16 protein-coding genes and 1 other RNA gene are annotated in these 19,259 nt (G+C 69.1%); 8 read left to right on the forward strand and 9 right to left on the reverse strand.

Annotated elements, in window-relative coordinates; all coding sequences use genetic code 11:
* Nucleotides 1-64: 64 nt before the first annotated feature.
* Both GX543_RS10685 and glnA read right to left on the reverse strand, forming a co-directional pair.
* A complete protein-coding gene (locus tag GX543_RS10685; RefSeq protein WP_290851866.1) occupies nucleotides 65-3,091 on the reverse strand; it encodes a bifunctional [glutamine synthetase] adenylyltransferase/[glutamine synthetase]-adenylyl-L-tyrosine phosphorylase in 3,027 nt (1,008 codons plus the stop codon).
* A 9-nt stretch (nucleotides 3,092-3,100) separates the two neighbouring features.
* On the reverse strand, nucleotides 3,101-4,438 hold the full coding sequence (glnA, locus tag GX543_RS10690) for a type I glutamate--ammonia ligase (RefSeq protein WP_290851868.1): 1,338 nt from the start codon (nucleotides 4,436-4,438) through the stop codon (nucleotides 3,101-3,103).
* A 180-nt stretch (nucleotides 4,439-4,618) separates the two neighbouring features.
* Between glnA and panB the strand changes: the two genes are divergently transcribed.
* The 4 genes from panB to GX543_RS10710 all read left to right on the forward strand — a co-directional run bounded on the left by panB (nucleotide 4,619) and on the right by GX543_RS10710 (nucleotide 9,633).
* A complete protein-coding gene (panB, locus tag GX543_RS10695) occupies nucleotides 4,619-5,467 on the forward strand; it encodes a 3-methyl-2-oxobutanoate hydroxymethyltransferase (protein ID WP_290851869.1) in 849 nt (282 codons plus the stop codon).
* 171 nt (nucleotides 5,468-5,638) lie between these two features.
* Nucleotides 5,639-7,168 carry an HNH endonuclease signature motif containing protein gene (locus GX543_RS10700; RefSeq protein ID WP_290851871.1) on the forward strand — a complete coding sequence of 510 codons (1,530 nt, stop codon included), beginning with the start codon at nucleotides 5,639-5,641 and terminating at the stop codon, nucleotides 7,166-7,168.
* A gap of 21 nt (nucleotides 7,169-7,189) precedes the next feature.
* Nucleotides 7,190-8,155, forward strand: coding sequence for a prolyl aminopeptidase (gene pip / locus GX543_RS10705; RefSeq protein ID WP_290851873.1), 966 nt, complete (start codon nucleotides 7,190-7,192; stop codon nucleotides 8,153-8,155).
* Entirely contained in the window at nucleotides 8,152-9,633 is a 1,482-nt protein-coding gene (locus GX543_RS10710) for a CYTH and CHAD domain-containing protein (RefSeq protein WP_290851874.1), read from the forward strand. Before pip ends, GX543_RS10710 begins: the two co-directional genes overlap by 4 nt.
* Here GX543_RS10710 and GX543_RS10715 read toward each other — a convergent pair.
* The 6 genes from GX543_RS10715 to cobC all read right to left on the reverse strand — a co-directional run bounded on the left by GX543_RS10715 (nucleotide 9,608) and on the right by cobC (nucleotide 15,300).
* The gene (locus GX543_RS10715) at nucleotides 9,608-11,050 is read right to left on the reverse strand and encodes an RNB domain-containing ribonuclease (RefSeq protein WP_290851875.1); all 1,443 of its coding nucleotides are present in this window, start codon (nucleotides 11,048-11,050) and stop codon (nucleotides 9,608-9,610) included. The genes GX543_RS10710 and GX543_RS10715 overlap by 26 nt on opposite strands.
* 48 nt (nucleotides 11,051-11,098) lie before the next feature.
* Nucleotides 11,099-11,515: RNase P RNA component class A (gene rnpB / locus GX543_RS10720), an RNA gene on the reverse strand.
* Between the two features lie 54 nt (nucleotides 11,516-11,569).
* Nucleotides 11,570-12,247 carry a histidine phosphatase family protein gene (locus tag GX543_RS10725; RefSeq protein WP_290851877.1) on the reverse strand — a complete coding sequence of 226 codons (678 nt, stop codon included), beginning with the start codon at nucleotides 12,245-12,247 and terminating at the stop codon, nucleotides 11,570-11,572.
* Between the two features lie 10 nt (nucleotides 12,248-12,257).
* A complete protein-coding gene (locus GX543_RS10730; protein WP_290851879.1) occupies nucleotides 12,258-13,016 on the reverse strand; it encodes a C4-type zinc ribbon domain-containing protein in 759 nt (252 codons plus the stop codon).
* Nucleotides 13,013-14,143: a Nif3-like dinuclear metal center hexameric protein gene (locus GX543_RS10735; RefSeq protein WP_290851880.1), complete on the reverse strand. Its 1,131-nt coding sequence runs from the start codon at nucleotides 14,141-14,143 to the stop codon at nucleotides 13,013-13,015. Before GX543_RS10735 ends, GX543_RS10730 begins: the two co-directional genes overlap by 4 nt.
* A gap of 62 nt (nucleotides 14,144-14,205) precedes the next feature.
* A complete protein-coding gene (gene cobC, locus GX543_RS10740) occupies nucleotides 14,206-15,300 on the reverse strand; it encodes an Rv2231c family pyridoxal phosphate-dependent protein CobC (RefSeq protein WP_290851881.1) in 1,095 nt (364 codons plus the stop codon).
* A 22-nt stretch (nucleotides 15,301-15,322) separates the two neighbouring features.
* Between cobC and GX543_RS10745 the strand changes: the two genes are divergently transcribed.
* From GX543_RS10745 to GX543_RS10755, 3 genes are read left to right on the forward strand one after another with little or no spacing between them, the layout of a single operon-like run.
* On the forward strand, nucleotides 15,323-16,015 hold the full coding sequence (locus GX543_RS10745; protein WP_290851882.1) for an HAD hydrolase-like protein: 693 nt from the start codon (nucleotides 15,323-15,325) through the stop codon (nucleotides 16,013-16,015).
* Nucleotides 16,008-16,496, forward strand: a complete 489-nt coding sequence (locus GX543_RS10750) for a low molecular weight protein-tyrosine-phosphatase (RefSeq protein WP_290851883.1) — start codon at nucleotides 16,008-16,010, stop codon at nucleotides 16,494-16,496. Before GX543_RS10745 ends, GX543_RS10750 begins: the two co-directional genes overlap by 8 nt.
* Nucleotides 16,497-16,529: 33 nt before the next feature.
* Nucleotides 16,530-17,465 carry an SURF1 family protein gene (locus GX543_RS10755; protein WP_290851885.1) on the forward strand — a complete coding sequence of 312 codons (936 nt, stop codon included), beginning with the start codon at nucleotides 16,530-16,532 and terminating at the stop codon, nucleotides 17,463-17,465.
* A gap of 6 nt (nucleotides 17,466-17,471) precedes the next feature.
* Here GX543_RS10755 and GX543_RS10760 read toward each other — a convergent pair whose 3' ends face one another.
* On the reverse strand, nucleotides 17,472-18,374 hold the full coding sequence (locus GX543_RS10760; RefSeq protein ID WP_290851889.1) for a cobalamin biosynthesis protein: 903 nt from the start codon (nucleotides 18,372-18,374) through the stop codon (nucleotides 17,472-17,474).
* Nucleotides 18,375-18,417: 43 nt separating this feature from the next.
* Here GX543_RS10760 and GX543_RS10765 point away from each other — a divergent pair, with 43 nt between their 5' ends.
* A complete protein-coding gene (locus GX543_RS10765) occupies nucleotides 18,418-19,227 on the forward strand; it encodes a spermidine synthase (RefSeq protein ID WP_290851886.1) in 810 nt (269 codons plus the stop codon).
* Nucleotides 19,228-19,259: the final 32 nt, after the last annotated feature.

Raw genomic sequence — 19,259 nt, forward strand, 5'->3', positions numbered from 1 at the left:
TCGGGCAGGTGCCACGAGTCCTTCGAGAAGACTACGCGAAACGGACCGATGTCGACGGTCGGCGCTATCCGCCGAACACCTCGGTCACCACGGCCTTGGCCCGGCGAGTCACGCGCATGTAGTGCTCCAGGAACTCCTGAGCCTCGTCCTGCGGCCAGCCCGCAGCGTAGGCCACCGACCGCAGCGCGCTGCCCGGTCCCGGCAGCTGATCGACCGGCTTTCCGCGCACCAACACCAGCGCATTGCGCGCCTTGGTGGCCGTCAACCAGGCGTCGGTCAGTTTCTCGACCTGCTCCTCGGTCAGCAGTTCCAGCTCGCGGATCGCCTCGAGGGTTTCGAGCGTCGACGTGTTGTGCAGGGCCGGATACTCGTGGGCGTACCGCAACTGGGTCAGCTGCACCGTCCACTCGACGTCGGCCAGGCCACCGCGTCCCAGCTTGGTGTGCGTGGCCGGATCGGCTCCGCGCGGCAGTCGCTCGGCGTCGATGCGCGCCTTGATCCGGCGGATCTCACGCACCGCCTCCGACGACACTCCGCCTTCCGGGTAACGCGTCACGTCGATCATGTGCAGGAACTCCAGACCCAGGTCGGCATCGCCCGCGACCGCATGCGCGCGCAGCAGCGCCTGCACCTCCCACGCCTGTGCCCACTGGCGGTAGTAGGCCTCGTACGACGCGAGCGTGCGCACGATGGGTCCGTTCTTGCCTTCGGGCCGGAGGCCGACGTCCACTTCGAGCGGCGGGTCGGCACTCGGGGTGCCGAGCATCTTGCGGACCCGGTCGGCCACGGTCTGCGACCATTTGAGCGCCTCGGACTCGTCCTCGCCGTCGTTCGGGTCGCAGACGAACAGCACGTCGGCATCCGAGCCGTACCCGAGTTCGCCACCTCCGAGTCGTCCCATCCCGATCACCGCGATCCGCGCGGGCGCCTCGGTGCCGGCGGAGAGGCTCGACGCGATCACCTTGTCGAGTGCGGCGCCGAGCACCGCTGCCCAGACGGTCGAGAGCGCGCGGCAGACCTCCTGCACCGACATCAGCCCCAACAGGTCGGCCGAGGCGATCCGCGCCAACTCGGCTCGTCGATGGGATCGGGCGACCGCGATCGCCCGATCGAGGTCCGACGCCCGCATCGTCGACGCGACAAGTCCTTTCACCACGTCTACAGAGTCGACCTCGGTGAGCTTGGGGCCGGTCGCGCCGGAGGAGTACAGCTGAATTACATCGGGCGACCGCATCAGGAGGTCGGCGATGTACTCGCTGGTTCCGAGAACGTGCATCAATCGCTCGGCGACCACCCCGTCGTCGCGCAGCAGTCTCAAGAACCACACGACGCCGACCATCTCATCGCACAGTCTGCGATAGTTGAGCAGCCCGGCGTCTGGGTCAGGGGTGTCGCTGATGTGCTCCAGCAGACCGGGCAGGATCAGCATCTGGATCTGGCCGCTGCGGCCGGTCTCCGAGCCGAGCGCCCGAATATGCGCCAGGGCGCGATCGGGGAACGACCAACCGAGAACGCTGAGCTGACGTTTGGCCGACTCGTCCGACAACCGCAGGGCGCCCTTGTCGAGCCTCGACACCGACTCCAGCAGCGGTCGGTAGAAGAGCTTCTCGTGCAGTTGCCGCACGCGAGTTCGCTGCTTGCGCAGTTCCCGACGCAGCACTTCGACGGCGTCTTTGGTGCCCTCGGGTCGCACGTGCGCGGCCCGTGCGAGCCACCGCATCGCCGCCGTGTCGTCCGGATCGGGCAGCAGGTGGGTGCGCTGCAGTCGTTGCAGTTGCAGTCGATGCTCGAGCAGCCGGAGGAACTGGTACGACGCCGCCAGATTGGCGCCGTCGTCGCGCCCGATGTAGCCGCCGTCGGTCAACGCGGCCAGGGCGTCGACCGTCGACTGGACATGCAGGCTGGCGTCCACGCGACCATGCACCATCTGGAGCAGTTGTACCGCGAACTCGACGTCGCGAAGGCCGCCGCGTCCCAGCTTAACGTTCCGCGACTTCTCCTCGGGCGGCACCAGCGACTCCACCCGTCGGCGCATCGCCTGCACCTCGACGACGAAGTCGTCGCGCTCGGAGGCGTCCCACACCATCGACGAGGTCGCCTCGATGTATTTGGCTCCCAACGCCATCGAGCCGGTCATCGCTCGGGCCTTCAAGAGGGCCTGGAACTCCCAGGTCTTGGCCCAGCGCCGGTAGTAGGCGACGTGCGATTCCAGCGTCCGGGTGAGGGCTCCGCTCTTTCCTTCGGGCCTCAGCGCGGCGTCGACGTCGAAGAACGCGATGGACCCCACCCGCATCATCTCTCCCGCGATCCGCGCCGATGTCGAGTCGGCGGGCTCCGCGACGAAGACGATGTCGACGTCGCTGACGTAGTTCAGTTCGCGCGCACCGCATTTGCCCATCGCGATCACCGCGAGTTCGATCTCCAAGGGCTTCATCGCATCGCTGCCCGCTTCGCCGAGGACCGTCGCGATCGCCACGGCGAGGGCCGCCGTCAATGCCGCGTCGGCCAGACTCGACAACCGACCTCCCACCTCGGGCAGGTACAGGACCGGTTCGTTCTCGACCGTGGCGGCGAGATCGTGCGCGGCCAAGACGAGCAGCTGATCTCGATAGGCCCGCTGCAGTGCGACGACGGCGTCCGCCCCGATCAGCTTCGATCGGTACAGCAGGTCACCGTGGCCGACGGCGGTCGGCTCCGGCACCGCGTCCACCGCGTCCAACAACGCCTCTCGTACCTCGACCTCGTCGGGCAGTCGGTCCTCGAGCAGCACTCGCCAGGTGCGGGGCTGCGCGACGAGGTGGTCGCCGAGGGCGTCCGAGCCGCCGAGCACCGACAGCAGTCGGCCGCGGAACCGCTTGTCGCTCCGCAGCAGACCATCGAGTTCGGGCCACGCCTCCGGATCGGCTTCGCGGAGGCGTACCAGCGCACCGAGCGCCAGGTCTGCGTCGGGCGCTCGTGACAGCGACCAGAGCACGTCGATGCTTCCGACACCCGTCCAGCCGAGCGACTCGAGCAGATCGCGCGCCTCCGGCTGCAGCAGTCCGAGCCGGCCGGGACTGGGAACCGCCGACCGGCCGCGTGAAACAGTCACCCAGGCCCCTTACAGCGGAAGGTACTTCTCGAGTTCGTACGGCGTCACGCGACCACGATACGCGGCCCATTCAGCCCGCTTGTTGCGAAGGAAGTAGTCGAAGACGTGCTCGCCGAGAGTCTCTGCGACCAGCTCGGACTTCTCCATCTCGACGAGCGCCTCGGCCAGCGATCCCGGAAGTTCGCTGTATCCCATGGCGCGACGCTCCGCCTCGGTCAACGCCCAGACGTTGTCCTCGGCCTCCTCGGGCAGTTCGTACTCGTTCTCGATGCCCTTCAAACCGGCGGCGAGCAGGACCGCGAAAGTGAGGTACGGATTGCACGCCGAGTCGGGCGTGCGGATCTCGACGCGACGCGACGACGACTTGTTCGGCGTGTACAACGGCAGTCGGATCATCGCCGAACGGTTGGCTCCGCCCCAGGTGGCGGCAGTGGGGGCCTCATCGCCATAGATCAGCCGCTTGTAGCTGTTGACCCACTGGTTGGTGACGGCGCTGATCTCGTTGGCGTGCCGCAGGATTCCGGCGATGAATCGCTTGCCGGTCACCGACAGCTGCATCGGATCGTCGGGGTTGTGGAAGGCATTGGTGTCTCCTTCGAACAGGCTCATGTGCGTGTGCATCGCCGAGCCCGGGTAGTCGCTGAACGGCTTCGGCATGAAGGTCGCGCGGACGCCGTCGCTGAAGGCCACCTGCTTCACCAGGTAACGGAAGGTCATCACGTTGTCGGCCATCGAGAGCGCGTCGGCGTAACGCAGGTCGATCTCCTGCTGACCGGGCGCACCCTCGTGGTGCGAGAACTCGACCGAGATGCCCATCGCCTCGAGCGCATCGATGGCGTGGCGCCGGAAGTTGGGTGCGAGCGCGTGGAAGGCCTGGTCGAAGTACCCGCCGCGGTCGGCGGGCACCGGCGGGGTGCCGTCGATCGGCCGGTTCTCGAGCAGAAAGAATTCGATCTCCGGGTGGACGTAGCAGGTGAACCCGAGATCGGCGGCCTTGTTGAGCTGGCGGCGGAGCACATTGCGCGGGTCGGCCCACGACGGCGAACCGTCGGGCATGGTGATGTCGCAGAAGATGCGCGCCGAGTACAGCTCGCCTTCGTCGCGCCACGGCAGGATCTGGAAGGTCGACGGGTCGGGCTTGGCCACCATGTCCGCCTCCGAGACACGGGAGAAGCCTTCGATCGCCGAGCCGTCGAAACCGATGCCTTCGGCGAAGGCGCCTTCGAGCTCGGCGGGAGCGATCGCCACCGACTTCAGATAACCGAGGATGTCGGTGAACCACAGACGGACGAAGCGGATGTCCCGCTCTTCGAGGGTGCGCAGCACAAATTCCTGTTGGCGGTCCATACCACCGAACTGTAGAGGTCCCCGGTTACGCACGTGTTAACCCGCGCGGAGCGGCCTCCCTGTGACTAATCCCACCGAATGCCCGGTTCTCCCGGCGTCGGCCCGGTGGAACAATTGACATCGTCCACACCAACCCGGGTACCCGCCCCTGCGGGACTCGAGGCAGAAATGAGGCAGACCATGTCGGATGCATCCGTTTACGGTTCCACCGCTCCCGTCGGCACGCAGGCGCCCCGCCGCGTGACCCGCGTTCACCACCTCGCGCAGTGGAAGGCCGAAGGCCACAAGTGGCCAATGCTGACCGCGTACGACTTCTCGACAGCCCGCATCTTCGACGAGGCCGAGATCCCGGTTCTCCTGGTCGGCGACTCGGCCGCCAACGTCGTGTACGGCTACGACACCACCATCCCGATCACCAACGATGAGTTGATTCCGCTGGTGCGCGCCGTGGTCCGCGGCGCCCCGCACGCGCTGGTCGTCGCCGACCTGCCGTTCGGCACGTACGAGGCGAGCCCCCAGCAGGCCCTCGAGACCGCCGTCCGCTACTTCAAGGAGGGCCACGCCCACGCCGTGAAGCTCGAGGGCGGCGACCGGGTCGCGCCGCAGATCGCCGCGCTGACCGCCGCGGGCATCCCCGTGATGGCACACGTCGGCTTCACCCCGCAGAGCGTCAACGGGCTGGGCGGCTTCCGCGTGCAGGGCCGCGGCGACGCCGCCGACCAGTTGGTCGCCGATGCCATCGCAGTCCAGGAAGCGGGAGCCTTCTCCGTGGTCATGGAGATGGTCCCGGCCGACATCGCCGGGCAGATCACCCGCAAACTGACCATCCCGACCGTCGGCATCGGCGCAGGCAACGAAACCGACGCACAGGTGCTGGTCTGGCAGGACATGGCCGGCTACACGCACGGCAAGACCGCCAAGTTCGTCAAGCGCTACGCGTCCGTCGGCGACGACCTCCGCGAAGCCGCACGCACCTACCGCGACGAGGTCGCCCGCGCGAGCTTCCCCGGCCCCGAGCACTCATACTGACCCGAGTCCCCCGCACGCAGAAGCGGCCCGTTCGATTCGTCGAACGGGCCGCTTCTGCATTCACCGGCAGCGACCGGCCAGCGTGGGCACGAATGTTCGATCAGCCCTTGCGGTTATGATAGGCCTCACATATCATTAGTTCATCGGTTCGACCTCTCACAAGGAGTCAACATGACGAACCCGACGGACAACCCGGTCGGAACCATCACCGCGATCGCCACCACCACCGCGATCGCCACCGTCACGGCCATCGCCACCGTCACGGCCATCGCCGACATCGCTCGCGACGAAGCCCGCCTCGCCTGGCAGCGCTACCAGGCCCTGTACGCACTGCTGCAGAGCCGCAACCAGGAGACCTCCACGAGCGACGACCGCCGACTCCTCGATTCCGTCACCGTGCTCGGCGCCGAGATCGCCGCGATCCTCGCCGTCGGCGTCAACACCGGCATCCGCAAGGTCACCCTCGCCATCGAAGCGAACGAACGCCTCCCGAAGACTGCACGGCTGCTCCGCGACGGCCTCCTGAGTGACCGCGCCTTCTGCAGCATCGTTCTGCAGTGCTCCGCCGTCACCGACGCCGATCTCATCGCCGCCATCGACGCCGAGATCGCACAGTCACTCCGCGAACACGGCGCCATCAGCACCAGCATCGCCGACGACACCGCCCGGCGGTACGTCGCCGAGTACGACGCGGACGGTCTCCGCGACAAGCGCCGCGCCAACACCCCCGGCGTCACCGTCGCCAACGACGTCGACCAGTCCACCCTCACCATTGCGACCAGCCCGGAAGACATCGCCCTCATCGACAAGGCGAACCGCGCTCGTGCCCTCCAGGTCTGCGCGCACGATTCCCGCACCCTCGGCAAACGCCGCGCCGACGCCTTCGTCGCCACCCAGCTCGGTACCGAGTTCGACTGCGACTGCGGCCGACCCGACTGCGCCGCGAAGGCCTCCGCCGAGCAGGTCGACGCCCAGTTCGCCCGCATCGTCGTTCACGTCATCGCCGACGCCGCCACCCTGCGCGGCACCAGCGACAAAGCCGCCTACCTCGACGGCTTCGGCCCCATCGACGCCCACCACGCCCGCGAGATCGCCGATCGACCCGGCACCCTCGTCCGCACCCTCGACCTCGCAGGCCTCGCCGATCGCACCGCGCAGGCCGCCGACCCGTACCGCCCCACCGCCGCCTGCGCCACCGCTGTTCGCGGCCTCCACGGCACCTGCGCAGTAGCGGGCTGCAGCCGCCCCGCGTGGAGCTGCGACCTCGACCACGTCACCGAGTACAACCACGACGCCCCCGCCGCAGGCGGCGCAACCTGCCCCTGCAATCTGCAACCCAAGTGTCGTCTCCACCACCTGCTCAAGACTTTCGCCGACGGCTGGCTCGACGACCAGATCACCGACGCCGACGGCACCGTCTGGACCGAGACCACCACCCCGTCCGGGTACACCGTCCGAGCCAGAGCCCGGAACCACTGGCTCCTGCCCGAGCTCGGGCTCATCCCCTGCCGTCACGGCGAGCCGACCGCTCCGGGTGCCTCAGATCCGACCGACCAACCCGAACGCAGCCGGACCCGCACCGAGGCCAAACAGGCCTACCGCATGCGCTTGCGCGCCCAGCGGCGCTACCGACTGGCGTGCACCGCGGCGGCCAACGCTCGGGCCGCTTCGCTCGCCAGCGATGGCGAGCCACCGTTCTGAGCGGGTGACTAGGCTGAATTCATGCGAACGCTGTACCCGCCGATCGAGGCATACGAGTCCGGACATCTCAACGTCGGCGACGGTCAGGAGATCTATTGGGAGACCTCGGGCAACCCCGACGGCAAGCCCGTGGTGTTCGTCCACGGCGGCCCGGGTGGCGGCACCGGAGCCAAGCAGCGGCAGTTCTTCGACCCGTCGCGATACCGCATCGTGCTGTTCGACCAGCGCGGCTGCGGACAGTCGCGTCCGCACATCGCCGACGGCGCCGACCTCTCGGTCAACACCACCGCACACCTGATCGCCGACATGGAACAGCTGCGAGAGCACCTGGGCGTCGAGCAGTGGCAGGTGTTCGGCGGTTCGTGGGGCTCGACCCTCGGACTGTCGTACGCGCAGGCCCACCCCGACCGCGTCACCGAGTTGGTCCTGCGCGGCATCTTCCTGCTGCGTCGCAGTGAGATCGACTGGTACTACAACGGGGGCGCGTCGCACATCTACCCCGACGTGTGGGAGACCTACCTCGAACCGATCCCCGCGGGCCAACGCGACGGCGATCTGGTCGCCGCCTACAATCGTCTGCTGACCGGCGACGACCGCACCGCGGCGCAGCGTGCGGCCACCGCATGGACCACCTGGGAGAACAAGACCAGTTACCTGCTCCCCCAGCACGATTCGGGGGACGGCGACCGCTTCGACCTCGCCTTCGCGACCATCGAGAACCATTACTTCGTGAACCACGGATTCATGGAGGACGGACAGATCCTCGACCGGATCGATGCCATCGCCCACATTCCGGCAGTGATCGTTCAAGGCCGATACGATGTGGTTTGTCCGATGCGCAGCGCCTGGGACCTCCATCGTTCCTGGCCGAACGCGCAGTTGCACATCGTCGACGACGCCGGACACGCGTCGTTCGAACCCGGCATCGTCCACCGTCTGGTCGAAGCCACCGACCATTTCGCCGTCACCAGGAGCGCGCAAGAATGAGTCCCTCCCACTCCATCGAAGTCGAGTTGAAGTTCGATGTCGACGCCGGCCTGCCCGCACCCGACCTCAACGGCCTCACCGACGGCTGCACCGTCGGCGAACCGGCCACCTACCTGCTCGAGGCGACCTACTTCGACACCGCAGACACCCTGCTCGCCAAGAACCGAATGACCCTGCGTCGCCGCACCGGCGGGACGGACGCCGGATGGCACCTCAAGCGCCCCTCGTCGGTGCCCGGCGGCCGCAAGGAGACCGCCGTGGACTTCGGTGAGGGCAGCGACGACGTGGTTCCCGCAGCTCTGCGCGCCCAGATCCTCACCGTCATTCGATCCGCGGAACTGGTGCCCGTCGCCACCATCACCACCGACCGAACCGTCACCACCGTCCTCGACGCCCAGGGGACGCCCCTCGCCGAGTTCTGCGAAGACGTGGTGAGCGCCGAGTCGCTGCTCCCCGGTGGCGGCGTGAACCGCTGGGCGGAGTGGGAGTTCGAGCTCGTCGGCGGGGACGCAGCACTGCTCAAGCGCGCCAAACACACGCTTCGGTCGGCCGGCGCCCGCGAGGCGTCGAGCGTCTCGAAGCTCGCTCGCGCCATCGGCACCCAGCCGCACGACGACCTGATCCGGGCCCTGCCGAAGAAGGCCTCCGCGCTCGGGCTGGTGCAGTACGACCTCGCCTCGCATCGCGACGACCTGCATGCCTGGGACCCCCTCGCCCGTGAGAACGCCCACGACGCCGTGCACCAGATGCGCATCGCCGCGCGCAAGATCCGCTCGATCCTCCGGTCCTACCCCGGCGTCATCGCCCCGGAGATGGCCGCCCCCGTGGCAGACGAGCTGCGCCTCCTCGGCGAGGTGCTCGGCGACGCCCGCGACCGCGAGGTCCGGCTCGCGACCAACGAACTGCTCCTGGCGCGGGAAGACGCCCCCGCCGATTTGGTGAAGGCCCTCGTCGACGACGAGCGCGACGGCCACCAGCAGGCGCTCAAGGCCCTGCGCTTCGCGCTCTCGACCCAGCGCTACATCACGATGCTCGACGATCTCGACCGACTGATCACGGCCCCGATTCCCGGCCCGATGGCCGAGCGACCGGCACGCGACATCGCAGCCGACGCAGTCGGCGGTGCGTACTCCCGGATGGTCAAAGCGGAGAAGAAGCTCCGTAAGTACACGCCGTGGTCACCGGAGTGGATGGAACAGCTGCACACCATCCGCAAGCGTGCCAAGGCGCTGCGATACACCGCGGAATCGGCGGCGCCGTTGAATCGCCGCGCCCTGGACCGGGCAGGCGCCGAAGCCAAGAAGGTGCAGACCTACCTCGGCGACTTCAACGACACCGTCGTCAATCGACGCCGGTTGACGGAGATCGCCACCGACCCGTCGTTGTCTCCCGAGGCGGTCTTCGTCCTGGGTCGCATCGACGCCCACGAGGAATCGCGCGGTCGTCGCGCCGTCAAGAAGTACCGCCGCGCCCGCTGACGGCGCGGAACATCACATCCGGGATCGTCGGGTCCGCGGTCATCACCTCCACGGTGCACCGCGTCCCGGCCCCCGGCGCGTCCCGACAGGCCGCGACGATCGCCGGTTCCTCGATCAACACCTCGGCAGGACGTCTGCCGTCGCGGTCCCGCAGGACGACCGCGTCGAAACGCGCACCGATCTGATCCGACAGCACCACCGCCTCGGTGAGCGCCAAGCTCTTGCGCTCGGCGGTGGACGCCTCCGAATCGGTGCCTCGCATGATCTTCGGCAGGGTCGGCAGCACCTCGGCGACCCAATCCGGGACCTCGCGGCCGGCCGTGACCGCCAACGTCACCTCCGTGGCATACCGGTCGGCCAGCCGACGCAGGGGCGCCGTGACGTGCGCGTACAGTCCGCCGACACCGGCGTGGGCTCGCTGATCCACCGGCAGGTCCGCGGTCTCGGCGTCGAGCACGAGGTATCCCGACCCGCGCATCAGCCGTGCACCGGCGCTCATCAACGCGAGGGTCGTCGGCGCCTCGGGCCGCAGCGTCGCGAGGAACTGTCCCGGTGACGCGTCGTCCGGCCACGGAATCTGCAGATGCTGCGCGATCCGGCGCAGGTCGTCCACCGACTCCTGCGCGGCGGGCGGCAGGGTCCGCAGCAGGCCGACCCCCGCCTCGGCCTGCGCGGTACCCGCGCACATCCCGGTCAACAGCGAGACCTGCGCGTTCCACTGATCGGCTGGGGTTCGGGGCGCCAGCCGCAGCGTCCACGCACGGCCGGGCGTGTGCGGGACGATCTCCTGATCGGGCAGATCCAACTGCACCGCACCGCGGCGCAGCGCCCACGTCAACCGCGTGCGCCCGAAATCGGGCAGCCCGGCGATCGCCGGGTGGAGCCGATCAGCCGCGAGGTCACCCATCACCCCCGCGTAGTCGAGGCGGGCCCGCGACCGCACCGACGCACGCGTCACGTCGACGCTGCGCGCCTCACCGTCGGCCGCGACGTGCACGGTCCACAGGACCGCCGGACGTGTCTGGTCCGGGAGCAGCGAGCCCAGTCCTTCCGACAGCGCCCGCGGGTGCAGCGGCACGCTGCCGTCGGGAAAGTACAGGGTCTGACCGCGGCGACGGCTCTCCACGTCGATCGGGCTGTCCGGCTCCACCAGCGCCGCTACGTCAGCGATCGCATAGTGGACGAGGAACCCGCCATCGGGCTCGGCGACCACCCGCAGGGCCTGGTCCAAGTCTTTGGAACCGGGCGGATCGATGGTCACCAACTCCAGATCCGTCCGGTCCGCGCGATCGGCGGCGAACCGGTCGACCACCGACTCCGCCTGCCGCTCCACCTCGCGCGAGAAGTCGACGACGATCCCCAGATCGTGGCGCAACTGGGCGAAGTCGATCGCGGGGGCACTGGTTCTCGGCTGCATGCGACCGAGCGTATTCGCACGCGGTGCGCGCGGCCTACCGGGGTGAGGCGAACGAGCCGGCGCGTAAGCCGGATCCTGTACCGGTCCGAAGACCGGCGGCGACCATCCATCTGGACACACCGTTGCCGGGTGCCTCAAGCAGCCAACCCGCGAGCTCGGACGAGCAGTCCTCAAACACTCGCGCACGCGCACCCGCCTTGCGGCGGTGCGAGCTTCGGCCTTGCTCCGGGTGGGGTTTACCTAGCCGACGCGGTCACCCGTGTCGCTGGTGCGCTCTTACCGCACCGTTTCACCCTTACCCGTGCGTCAGACGCACGGGCGGTCTGTTTTCTGTGGCACTGTCCCGCGGGTCACCCCGGGTTGCCGTTAACAACCACCCTGCTGCTGCGGAGTCCGGACTTTCCTCGACTCGGGCGCGGGCAATGCGTTGCCCCGTCCCCTCGCCGCGGCCGCCCGGCCGGCTCGTTCGCGAGGTTCAGGATAGCGGCCCGGCCCGTCAGAGAACGAATGCCGACGGCACTACTGCAGGTGGGCGGTGTCGTTGACGAGGCGGACCACCGTTCCGCCGTCGGGGAAGTACTCGACGATGCAGATCGATGCGAGGTCCAGATGCAGGCGGAACAGCAGCTCCGGCCCCGCCGACAACGCATCGCGCAGCAGCGTCTTGATCGGGGTGACGTGCGAGACCGCCAGGACCGTGCGGCCGGAGTACTCGGCGACCAGGTCGGACCGTGCCTGCACCACCCGATCGGCGACGCGCGCGAAACTCTCGCCTTCCGGAGGCGCCACGTCGATGTCGCCCAGCCAACTGCGGTGCAGGTCCGGGTCGCGCTGGGCCGCTTCGCGGAAGGTCAACCCCTCCCACGCTCCGAAGTCGGTCTCGATGAGGCCCTCGAACGGTCGGACCTCAAGTCCCAGCGAGTCTGCGGCCGCGTGCGCGGTGGCCATGGTCCGAGCCAGCGGCGACGAGACCACCGCGTCGATCGATCCCAGTGCACCCGCCGCGATCCGTCGACCGGCGGCGGCCGCCTGGCCCCGGCCGAGGTCGGTCAACTCGGGGTTGCCGCGACCGGAGTAGCGACGGTCCACCGACAGTGCGGTCTGACCGTGTCGGAGCAGCACGATCCGCGTCGGCGCGCTGGTCTGGCCCTGCCAGTTCGGAGTCTTCTCGCCGCTCATCGTCTTCTCGCCGCTCATCGCGTCGCGCTCACTCCGCCGCCGCAGGCTTCGGCAGACCCGACTGATCGGTGCGGACCATGATCGCGCCGCATTCTTCGCAGCGCAGGACCTCGTCGTCGTCCTTCGCGGCGATGGTGGCCAGGGTCCGCGGATCCATCTCCATCCGGCACGCTCCGCACCGACGCTGGCGGACCAGACCTGCGCCCACCTTGCCCTGCGAACGCAACCGCTCGTAGATGGTGATCAGCTCGTCACCCACCTCGGCGACGGTCGCGATCCGCTTGGCATCCATGTCTTCCAGTCGCTGGTCCACCGTCAGCGCGGCGGCGTCGCGCCGCCCGATCAGGTCGAGTTCCTGCTCGGTGGCGTGGAGCAATGCGGCCTCGGTGCGCTCTGACTCGGCGTCGGTGGCCTCCTGCTGCTCCATCACCTCCAGCAGTTCGGTCTCGAGGTTCTCCGCGCGTCGGCGCAAGCCGGTCACCTCGTGCTGCAGTTCGGTGAGCACCTTGTGGCTCACCAGTCCGGCGTCGATCTGCTCCTGGTCGCGGTTGAGCTGCTTGGTGGTGCCCGTCAGCTCCGCATCCACGCGGTCGTACTCGGCCTGCAGGTTGTCGACCGCCACTTGTGCGCGGGCGCGGTCTTCGCGGATCGACTCCGCGGTCTCGGCGAGCTTCGCCAGCTCCGCGTCCTCCGGCAGGTTCTTGCGCTCGTGCTTGGCCTTCGCGATGTCGGCGTCGAGGTCGGCGAGGTCGAGCAGCCGTCGCTGCTGGGCGTTAGGAACCTTCACTGGTGCTCCTTCGGTCCGGCGACCACGCAGAACGGGTCGGTCGGTTCGTGGAAAATGGTTGCTTGGCAACCGATCTCGCCCAGGATATCGGCGACCGTCCCGCACCACGGGAACTCCGTCGCCCAATGTCCGGCGTCGACCAGCGCGGGCGAGCCGTCGCGGAGCGACTCGTCGACCACATGATGGCGGAGATCGCCGGTCAGGTACACGTCGGCGCCGGATGCCGAGGCGGCGCCGATCAGCGAATCACCGGCCCCTCCGCAGACCGCCACCGTCTGGACGGTCGCCTCCGGATCGCCCGCCCCGCGGATCGGCCAGGCCGCTCGCGGCAGCACCCGCCCGGCGTGGTCGACGAACTCGGCGAAGCTCATCGGCGCGGGCAGTCGGCCCACCCGGCCGAGCCCGATGTCGGAGTGCACGGCGGCCTGCTCGAAGACGTCGAACGCCGGCTCCTCGTAGGGGTGCGAGGCCCGCAGCGCGGCGAGGATCGGCTCGCGGAGCCGACGGGGCGCCACCATCTCCACCCGCTGCTCATCGACGCGGGTCAGCGCGCCGATGGCGCCGATCGCCGGAACTGCGCCGTCGACCGGGAGGAACTGACCGGTGCCGACCACGCTCCACTGGCAGTTGCGGTAGTCACCGATACTGCCCGCCCCGGCGTTGAACAGCGCTTCGCTGACCTGGTCGGCGTTCACCTCGGGAACCATCACCACCCACTTGTCAAGCGGGTCGGTCGACTCCGGCGCCAACGGCACGGTGTTCAGCAGCCCCAGCGACTCGGCCAGCGCGTCGGAGACGCCGCGGCGGGCCTTGTCGGCATTCGTGTGCGCCGAGAACAGTGCGCAACCGCCGCGGATCAGGCGATGCAGGATGCGCCCCTTCGGAGTGTTCGCCGCGACGGTCGTCGATCCGCGCATCAGCAGCGGGTGATGCGCCACCACCAACTGCACGCCGTCGGCGAGTGCCCGGTCGACCACGGCGTCGGTGACGTCGACGCACACCAGCACCTTCTCGGCCGCCTCGTCGGGGTCTCCGCACACCAGGCCGACCGCGTCCCACTGCTCGGCGAGTCGAGTCGGATAGACGGCCTCCAGGTGGTCGATCACTTCGCGCAGGCGCGGACTCATTCCGGCGTCACTCTCCTCGTTGCTCAGCGCCGCGGTCGCGGCCCTTCGTCACATCTTGCCTGTCAGTACGCCGTGCTCGTCGCGACATCGCCCAGAGCCTCGATCAGCACGTCGATCTGTTCCGGCGACCGGACCGCGATGCGCAGGTGGTCTGGCCCCAGGCCGACGAAGTTGGCACAGCTGCGGATACCGATCCCCCGCTCCCGCAATCGGCTCTTCACCGCCAGCCCGTCGCGCATCCTCACCAGCACGTACGACGACTCCGGCGGCACCGCGGGACGCACCCCGATCTCGGCGAGCCGAGCGAGGAGGTAATCGCGTTCGGTCGCCACCTGCCGAGCCTGCAGACGGGCGTAATCCTGGCCCTGCGGCCCGAGACATGTCGCCAACGCGGTGAGCGCGAGGGTGCCGAGCGGCCAGTGTCGCCGGCCGCGCTGCAACTGCGCGATCACTTCCGGCGAGGCCAACAGGTATCCCACGCGCAGGCCGGCCAGCGCGAAGGTCTTCGTGACCGAGCGGATCACGATGAGGTCCTTCTCGGCGACCCCGGCCATCGACTGGGGTTCGTACGACGGCCGGTCGTCGTCCCGGGCAGCCATGGTCACGTCGGCGAAGGCCTCGTCGATCACCACGATGCGGCCGGGCCTGCGCAGCGCATCGATCTCCGCTCGCGCATGCAGCACCGACGTCGGGTTGGTCGGGTTGCCCACGACCACCAGGTCGGCGTCCTCGGGGATCTGGGCCTCGCTGAGCCGCCACGGCGCCTGCAGCACCACCTGCGAGACCCGAAGCCCCGACGCGCGCAGGACCCGCTCGGGTTCGGTGAACGAGGGCTGGATCAGCGCGACGTGCGTGGCGCCCAGCTTCGCCAACAGTTCGAAGCCCTCGGCCGCGCCGCCCAGCAGCAGCACTTCGTCGGTGCGTCGGCCGTGCAGGTCGGCCGCCGCCCGCGTCGCCGCATCGGCATCGTCATTGCTCGGATAGGCCGCGAGATCGTCGATCCGCGTGCTCAGCGCCGCCGTGAGGAACGCCGGCGGTCCGGGACGGACGTTCACCGCGAAGTCACAGCGCCCCGGCGCGGCGTCCTCGTCTCCGTGTCGGTGGGGATCGAAGAGATCGGCCGACTCCGGCCGTGTGTCACCAGCGCCCGATTTCATGGTCTCCGAGCCTACGTGCACGATGGATGGCGTGAATTCCGCCCTCGAAGTCGCCGATCCCAGCACCGTTGTCTTGTTCGATCTCGACGGCACCCTCACCGACAGCTACCTCGGCATCACGCGCTCGTACATCCACGCGTTCACCGAGATCGGTCTCGAGCCGCCGTCGGCGGACGCGCTGCGGGGTGTCGTCGGCCCGCCCCTGCACGTCTCGATGGCAGGCTTCGGTCTCAGCCGCGCACAGACGACTGCTGCGATCGCGGCGTATCGGGAGCGCTATCACGAGGTCGGATGGCTGGAGAATCGGATGTTCGACGGGATGGCCGATCTGGTGACCGACCTCTCGGCCTCCGGTCGGTCGATGGCGGTCGCGACCAGTAAGAATCAGCCGATTGCGCGACGGATCGTCGAGCATTTCGGGCTGGCAGACCACTTCACCGTGGTGGCCGGCGCGGGCGGGGACGGCACGCGCGGGACCAAAGCCGAGGTCATCGCACATGCCCTCGACGTACTAGAGTCGAATCGGAACACCTCGCGGACCGTGATGATCGGCGATCGCTCGCACGACGTTGAAGGCGCAGCCGCACACGGCATCCCGACGATCGGTGTGCGGTGGGGCTACGCTCTCCCCGGAGAGCTCGAAGCCGCGATGGGAACTACAGGCGAATGGATCGTCGACTCGGTCCAGCAATTGCGTGAGGAGCTCGGTGTCTGACAACGCGCCACGCCAACTGCACGTGTCCTTCGTGTGCTCGGGCAACATCTGCCGATCCCCGATGGCCGAATCGATCTTCCGCCACGCCATCGACGAGGCCGGTCTGACCGAGCGTGTTCGGGTCACCAGCGCGGGCACCGGCGGTTGGCACATCGGGCAACCCGCAGACAACCGCGCGCGGACCGAGCTCCTGGCCCACGGTTACCCGGACCATCACGTCGCCGCCCAGCTCACGCCCGATCACCTCTCCGCCGACCTGCTGGTGGTCGCCGACAGCGGACACGTGGCCGAACTGGAGCGCAAGCGTCTCGGCGACCGCGTACGTCTGCTCCGCAGTTTCGATCCGAACGCCGACGGCACCGACGTCCCCGACCCCTACTACGGCGGGCCGGCCGACTTCACCCTGGTCCGCGAGCAGATCGAAGCCGCGGTCCCCGGCCTGCTGGCGTGGGTCTACGTCACACTCGACGGCGACGCCTGACCGGTTGGTTCACCAGATCGGTAACCTGGCAGTGTGCGTGTGCTCAAGACCTTCCTGCGACCCGGCTGGCTGCTCCTCGGGATCTTCGTGGTCGCGTTCGCGGCAGCGTGCTTCGTCGTCCTGGCGCCGTGGCAGCTGGGCAAGAACACCGAGACCGAGCACCGTAACAATCTGATCCGCGAGGCCGAGAACAGCGCACCCGTCGCGATCGACGAACTCGCACCGCCCGGCGCGCCCTTCGATGCCGCCTCCGAGTGGCGCGAGGTCTCGATGACCGGGCGGTACCTCGATCAGGAGCAGGTGCTGATCCGTCTCCGCACCGCGGGCGAGCGTCCGTCCGTCGAGATCCTGACACCGTTCCAATTGGCCGGCAGCGACCGCGTGGTGTTCGTCAACCGCGGCTACGTCCGTCCCGGCGCAGGCAACACGGTCGATGTCCCCGCCACCCCGTCGGGCGACACCACCATCGTCGCCCGCCTCCGCAAGACCGAGGCGACCAGCGCGGGCAAGGAACCGCGTGTGGAGAACGGCATGCAGACCGCCTACACCATCGACATCGGTCTGCTCGGTCCGGCGACCGGTCATCCCGCCGACGACTTCTACGTCCAGTTGTCGCCGAACCAGCCGGGCGCCCTCGGTGAGATCCCGCTGCCGCAGCTCGAGACCGGTCCGTACCTCTCGTACGGCCTGCAGTGGCTGGCGTTTGGACTGATGGCGCCTCTCGGTGCCGCGTACTTCATCTACGCCGAGGTCAAGGCCCGGCGAGCCGCCAAGGACGTGCCCGCCGACGCCTCCGCCCCGCCGCCCCCGCCGATCAAGGACAAGGATCGAATCCGCCGCGAACTCCGCGGCGCGGGCACCTCGTCCGGCAACGACGTCAACGCGGGCGAGACCGCCGAGATCGGCGGCGGCGCCGTCGGCGACTCCGCCGCGGTCAACGCCAAGCTCGCCCAGCGCTACGGAAAGTAGCGCCGCTCAGGCCCGCAGGCCCCAGCGCATCGCGACCGCACCGACCGCCGTCACCGTCTGAATCCGCCGCGACAACGCTGCGGCGGCTCGGAGGTCGGCCGGTGTCGGCGACCGACCGTCGCCCAGTCGAGGTCGTTCCTCCACGCCGTGCGCGTACTCGGTGCGGCCACCGAGCTCGATGCCCAACGCCCCCGCGAACGCCGCTTCCACCACTCCGGCATTCGGACTCGGGTGCTTGCCCGCGTCACGCCGAACGGTGCGCCAGACCTCGCCGGGGCGGCCGCTGACCGCCGCAGCCGCCGCAGCGGCAACGCGCGCGGGCACCAGGTTCGCGACGTCGTCGATCCGGGCTGCCGCCCACCCGAAGTTGCGGTAGCGGTCGGATCGGTAGCCGATCATCGCGTCGAGGGTGTTCACCGCGCGGTAGCCCAGCAGTCCCGCCGGACCCGCGACGGCACCGCAGACCAGCGGTGCGACCGCCGCGTCGGAGGTGTTCTCGGCGATCGACTCGACGGCCGCCCGGCAGATTCCCGACTCGTCGAGCAGGTTCGGGTCCCGTCCCACCAGGCCGGAGACCAGGCGACGGGCCTCCTCGATGTCGCCGTCGTCGAGCGCGTCCGCGATCTGGTCGCCGATGCGGCACAGCGACGTGCCGCCGAGGGCGGTGAAAGTCGATACGGCGGAGCCCACCGCGCCGAGTCGCCGCAGTCCGGCGCCGAGCGCCGTCGCCGCGCCGATCCAGCCGGTCGCGAACACCGCGCCCGCCGCACGGCTGTCGGCGTAGACCCGCTTCTCCGTTCGTGCGACGGCACTGCCGAACACCGCAACCGGGTGCCCGCGCTGCGGGTCGGCGAACACTCTGTCGGCCACCACACCCGCAGCCATTCCCAGGGCTTCCGCCCTCTTCATCCGCATCCGGCGATCGTATCGACGGCGACTATCATCGGATTCGATGGCCACCGCACGCCCGGAGCCCGCAGCAGGCTCCTTCGAGATCTCCACCGGCACCGCCGAGCTCGCCTCCGACCGGGAAGGCGGCTGGCTGCTGTCGGTGAACGGCGCGCAGAGCAGCCACATCGCGCCCGACCGTCCCGACATCCTCGACTTCGAGTACATGCGACAGGCGGTCGCCGCCATCGAGGACCACTACGACGACCTCGCCACGCCGCTGCGCGTCCTCCACCTCGGTGCCGCCGCCTGCGCCCTACCCCGCTACCTGGCCCATACCTATCCGCAGTCCCGGCACGTCGCCGTCGAGATCGACGCCAAACTGGCACGCCTCGCCCGCGAATGGTTCGACCTCCCCCGGGCCCCACGACTTCGGATTCGTGTCGGCGACGCCCGTGCCGTCATCGAGACCCTGACGCCGGAGACGCGCGACGTCGTGATCCGCGACGCCTTCGCCGAGAGCCTCACCCCCGCCCACCTCAAGACCGTCGAGTTCACCGAAGCCGTCCAGAAGGTCCTTGCGCCGGGCGGACTCTACATCGCGAACTGCGGCGACCGCCGCGACCTCCGCTCCGTGCGCAGCGAGGTCGCGACCATCGCCTCGGTCTTCTCCGACATCACGCTGATCGCCGACCCGTCGATGTTCAAGGGTCGCCGCAGCGGCAACATCATCGTCGTCGCCTCCGACGGTCCGATCACCGCGTCAGCCGATCTCGAACGACGCCTGCGCTCCGATCCCGAGCCCGCACGACTGATGGCCGACGCCGCCGCACGCGCCTTCGGCTCCGGCGCCGTGCTGCGCGACGAGGATTGAAGTCACCGCGACCACAACGGTGGTCGAAGCCG

The organism is Gordonia sp. (in: high G+C Gram-positive bacteria), assembly GCF_012515855.1.
Classification (GTDB): Bacteria; Actinomycetota; Actinomycetes; order Mycobacteriales; family Mycobacteriaceae; genus Gordonia.